General features: G+C 40.9%; 4 protein-coding genes. 3 read left to right on the plus strand and 1 reads right to left on the minus strand.

Features of this window, described 5'->3' with window-relative positions; all coding sequences use genetic code 11:
• Positions 1-87 precede the first annotated feature (87 nt).
• The 3 genes from acnB to H5072_RS11350 all read left to right on the plus strand — a co-directional run bounded on the left by acnB (position 88) and on the right by H5072_RS11350 (position 4,765).
• Complete coding sequence (gene acnB, locus H5072_RS11340) at positions 88-2,685, plus strand: bifunctional aconitate hydratase 2/2-methylisocitrate dehydratase (RefSeq protein ID WP_039488618.1); 2,598 nt, start codon at positions 88-90, stop codon at positions 2,683-2,685.
• Positions 2,686-2,885: 200 nt separating this feature from the next.
• Positions 2,886-3,518, plus strand: a complete 633-nt coding sequence (locus H5072_RS11345; protein ID WP_002958808.1) for a 2OG-Fe dioxygenase family protein — start codon at positions 2,886-2,888, stop codon at positions 3,516-3,518.
• Positions 3,519-3,529: 11 nt separating this feature from the next.
• Positions 3,530-4,765: a cysteine desulfurase-like protein gene (locus tag H5072_RS11350; RefSeq protein ID WP_182693577.1), complete on the plus strand. Its 1,236-nt coding sequence runs from the start codon at positions 3,530-3,532 to the stop codon at positions 4,763-4,765.
• 20 nt (positions 4,766-4,785) lie between these two features.
• On the opposite strand, the gene H5072_RS11355 is transcribed toward H5072_RS11350, so the two are convergent.
• The coding region (locus H5072_RS11355) for a 2OG-Fe(II) oxygenase (protein WP_182693578.1) at positions 4,786-5,174 on the minus strand (389 nt) is incomplete at its 5' end.

The raw sequence follows: 5,174 nt of genomic DNA on the forward strand, positions 1-5,174 counted from the left end.
TACGCGTTAGAATACTATAAGTATTGGGTAACTTATTTGCGCCCAAAGCGCTACCGGATACTTTCACGTCACCAAGAGGGCAATATTGTGCTACAAGAATATCGTAAACACGTAGAAGAACGTGCCGCGTTAGGTATCGTACCAGCGCCATTAGATGCTCAGCAAACTGCTGATCTTATTGAATTAATAAAAAACCCACCTGCAGGTGAAGAAGAATTCATTTTAGATTTGTTCATTCAGCGTATACCAGCTGGTGTTGATGATGCTGCCTATATTAAAGCGGGATTTTTAGCAGCTGTAGCTAAAGGTGAAGCTAATTCTCCACTTGTTTCTAAAGAAAAAGCGGCAGAATTATTAGGTACGATGCTGGGCGGTTACAATATCGCGCCAATGATTGACCTACTTGATGACGAAACACTTGCACCAATCGTAGTTAAAGGCCTTTCAAATACATTACTTATGTTTGATGCGTTCTACGATGTTGAAGAAAAAGCAAAAGCGGGTAATACATTCGCTAAGCAAATTATTGAGTCTTGGGCAAATGCAGAATGGTTTACTAATAAGCCAGCTGTTGCTGAAAAGATCTCAGTTACTGTATTTAAAGTAACTGGCGAGACAAATACTGATGACTTATCACCAGCACCAGATGCATGGTCTCGTCCAGATATCCCACTTCATGCTTTAGCAATGCTAAAAATTGAACGTGATGGAATTACACCAGACAAGCCTGGCGAAGTAGGTCCAATCTCTCAGCTTGAAGAATTAAAAACTAAAGGCTTACCACTTGCATATGTAGGTGATGTTGTTGGTACTGGTTCTTCTCGTAAGTCTGCAACTAACTCTGTACTTTGGTTCATGGGCGATGATATCCCATTCGTACCAAACAAGCGTGTTGGCGGTGTATGTCTAGGTAATAAAATTGCTCCAATCTTCTTCAATACAATGGAAGATTCAGGCGCATTACCAATCGAATTAAATGTTGATGAGCTTAACATGGGTGAGCAAATCGATATTTACCCGTACGAAGGTGTTGTTAAGAGCCACGGTACTGACAAAGTAATCTCAACTTTTGAACTTAAATCTGATGTAATTTTAGATGAAGTTCGTGCTGGTGGTCGTATACCACTTATCATTGGTCGTGGTTTAACTGATAAAGCACGTACATCACTTGGCCTAGGTCCAACTGATGTATTTAAAGTACCAACAGTGACAGAAGTGTCTGAAAAAGGCTTCACACTAGCGCAAAAAATGGTTGGTAAAGCGTGTAACGTTCCAGGTATTCGCCCAGGCCAATACTGTGAACCTAAAATGACAACTGTTGGCTCGCAAGATACAACAGGTCCTATGACACGTGACGAACTTAAAGACTTAGCATGTTTAGGTTTTTCTGCAGATTTAACAATGCAGTCTTTCTGTCATACGTCGGCTTACCCTAAACCAATCGATGTAAACACTCACCATACGCTTCCTGATTTCATCATGAACCGTGGCGGTGTGTCACTTCGCCCAGGTGATGGTGTAATTCACTCATGGTTAAACCGTATGTTATTACCAGATACTGTAGGTACTGGTGGTGATTCACATACACGTTTCCCATTAGGTATTTCATTCCCAGCAGGTTCGGGTGCAGTAGCATTCGCAGCAGCTACAGGTGTTATGCCTCTTGATATGCCTGAGTCAATTTTGGTTCGCTTTAAAGGTGAAATGCAACCAGGTATCACTTTACGTGACCTTGTACATGCAATCCCTTACTTCGGTATTAAAGAAGGTTTATTAACAGTTGAGAAAAAAGGTAAAATTAACGAATTCTCTGGTCGTGTACTAGAAATTGAAGGCGTTGAACACCTAACTGTTGAGCAAGCGTTTGAACTATCAGATGCATCTGCAGAGCGTTCTGCAGCAGGTTGTGCGGTTAAACTTTCTAAAGAGTCTATCGCAGAATACCTAGAATCAAACATTGTTATGCTTAAATGGATGATCTCTGAAGGTTACGGCGATGTACGTACTATTGAGCGTCGTATTACTGCAATGCAAGATTGGTTAGCTAACCCAGAACTAATGGAAGCTGACGCTGATGCAGAGTACAAACATGTACTTGAAATCGATTTAGCAGATATTAAAGAGCCAATCCTTTGTGCTCCAAATGACCCAGATGATGCACGTTTATTATCTGATGTTACTGGCGAGAAAATCGACGAAGTATTCATCGGTTCTTGTATGACTAACATCGGTCACTTCCGCGCAGCAGGTAAGTTACTAGATGGCTTTAAAGGTCGTATCCCAACTCAGCTTTGGGTTGCCCCGCCAACTAAGATGGATAAAGATCAGCTTACAGACGAAGGTTACTACGGTATCTTTGGTCGTGTAGGTGCACGTATCGAAACTCCAGGTTGTTCACTATGTATGGGTAACCAAGCACGTGTTGCAGACAAAGCAACGGTTGTGTCTACCTCTACACGTAACTTCCCTAACCGTTTAGGTAATGGCGCGAACGTATTCTTAGCTTCAGCAGAACTTGCTGCAGTAGCGGCTATTTTAGGTAAACTACCTACTCCAGCTGAGTACCAAGAATACGCAGCGAAGATTAATGCAACGGCTGCAGATACTTACCGTTACTTAAACTTCCACCGTATGCCTGCTTACACTAAAAAAGCAGACAACGTGATTATTCAACAAGCTGTATAACTTTTAGAGTTTGTTTAAAAACCCGCTTCGGCGGGTTTTTTATTGGCTAAAACAAATATTAGATAGTTCATGCTTCTTTTTTTATATTATTGTATTAACTCTAGTCTTAAATTGCTTTTAAAGTAATTAATCGCGCAAAAATTCCTATCAAAATGCATTAAAATCCTTATCAATATTCTCATTATTTTAGGCGAGATTTTATGACAGCATTAAACAACCAGAATTTATTGCAACTACGTTTTGTTAACCAAGCAAATATTGATTTGGTTAAACCTTCTTTTGATAACCTTCCTGCAAACCTTTATGCAGATGGTGCCTTTCGTAAACGTCGTTATTCAGTAGTAAAAATGCAAAATGGTGAAATAAAGCTACAGCAAGCCAAAGCATTTGTTCAAGATGATTCAATTAATACTTTTCAAGGCAATGTAGAGCGTACTTACGAAAATTTAGAGCAAAGTTTACTTGAGTCAGAGGGCATGAAAAGCATTGTAAATGAGTTTCGCCAACTTACCGGTATTGATGAGCAGCGTGATATTGAAATTCATCAGTTCCGTATGCTTGCCATCGATAGCGATACACCTGCAGCGCCAGAAGGCGTGCATCAAGATGGTTTTGACCATGTATGTATATGCGGTGTTTCTCACGAGAACTTAGAAGGTGGCGAACTGCTTGTATACGAAAACAAGCAAGCTGAGCCTTGTTTTAAAATGGAAATAAAAGACGGCATGTTTGCATTAATAAATGACCGTCAAGTGTGGCATAACGCAACACCTATGAACAAAATTGATGCTAGCAAACCAGGTTACCTGGATTGTTTTGTATTAACGTCTTAAGGAATTTAGGCATGAACATAACGCAATTACGTGAGCAGTTTCCAGCATTAATGCAGAACGTTGATGGTAAATCGCCAATATTTTTAGACGGACCAGGTGGCTCGCAGGTACCAACATCGGTGCTTACTGCGATGACTGCTTATTTAGGTCATTATAATTCGAACTTAGGTGGCGCGTTTTTTTCAAGTGATAAAACGGTTGAGTTGATGGCGAATGCGCGCCAAGCCGCCGCTGATTTACTTAATGCACCTAGCTCACAACAAATTGTGTTTGGTCCAAACATGACCAGCCTTACGTTTAGTTTTAGCCGTGCAATTTCACGCGACTGGCAGGCTGGCGATGAAATAGTTGTAACCAATGCCGATCACTTCTCGAATGTATCGTCGTGGCAACAAGCTGCAGAAGATAAAGGCGTTAAAGTTAATACGGCTTTAATTAATGAAGCTGATTGCAGCTTAGATATGGTGCAATTTGAAAGCTTATTAAACAGCAACACTAAGCTTGTAGCGGTCACTTACGCTTCAAATACCACAGGTTCAATTAATAATATTAAACGTATTGTAGAGCTTGCTCACGCTGCAGGTGCACTTGTTTATGTTGATGCCGTACATTATGCACCGCACGAACTTGTTGACGTGCAAGCACTTGATTGCGACTTCTTAGCGTGCTCTGCGTATAAGTTTTTTGGCCCGCATTTAGGTATGGTTTACGGTAAAAAAGAACATTTAGACGGGTTTACGCCTTACAAGGTTGAGCCAGCTAAAGACGTAGCACCAGGTCGCTGGGAAACCGGCACGCAAAGCTTTGAAGCAATGGCTGGTTTTATCGCAGCTGTTGATTACATTGCGGCGATTAGCGAGCTTGACGATAGCCATTCACGCCGCGAAAAGTTAAGCGTTGCTTTTGCTAAAACTAAGCAGCACGAAATGGCGCTTAGCGAACACTTTTTAACGCGCTTGGTTAATTATCCACGTATTAAGTTATTTGGTATTGATGATTTTGATCGCCTTAATGAGCGTACACCTACTTTTGCTTTAATTTTTGAAGGGCTTGAGCCACGCGCCGTTTCAGAATTTCTAGGTAAGCAGCATATTTGCGTGTGGGATGGTAATTTTTACGCGCAAGGGTTGTGCAAGCAATTAGATGTGCTTGATAAAGGCGGCGTAGTGCGCATTGGTTGTATGCACTACAACACCATTGAAGAGCTAGATCAGTTGTTTAATTTATTTGATGAACTGCTCGGTTAAATAATACTGATTTTGGTGCGCTAACTCTTAGGCGCACCATATATTTGTTCTGCACGGTTAAACAATACCCACGAGGTTAAAATATACTTATCGTTTGATACTGGCTTATTGCCTCTATGAGTATGTGTAAAGTAGCCAGGTGCTATTACCATAGTGCCTTTTTGAGGGGCGATTTTACGGTTTTGATAATAAAACTCTGTTTCACCACCTTCTTCTACATCGTTTAAGTAAAACATAAATAACAACACGCGATGCAAAGCTTCATTGTGCTGTAGCTGCGGATAAACTTCACTGTGCCAGTAAGGGTAGCCACCTTTGTTTACTTCGTATTTTTGCGCTTGAATGTTACCGAGTCTAAAAATTTGCTGAACTAAAACGGGTAATTGCGGTTTACCCACTTCTTCAAAAT

It is taken from the genome of Pseudoalteromonas sp. SR45-5 (assembly GCF_014163565.1).
GTDB lineage: Bacteria > Pseudomonadota > Gammaproteobacteria > Enterobacterales > Alteromonadaceae > Pseudoalteromonas > Pseudoalteromonas distincta.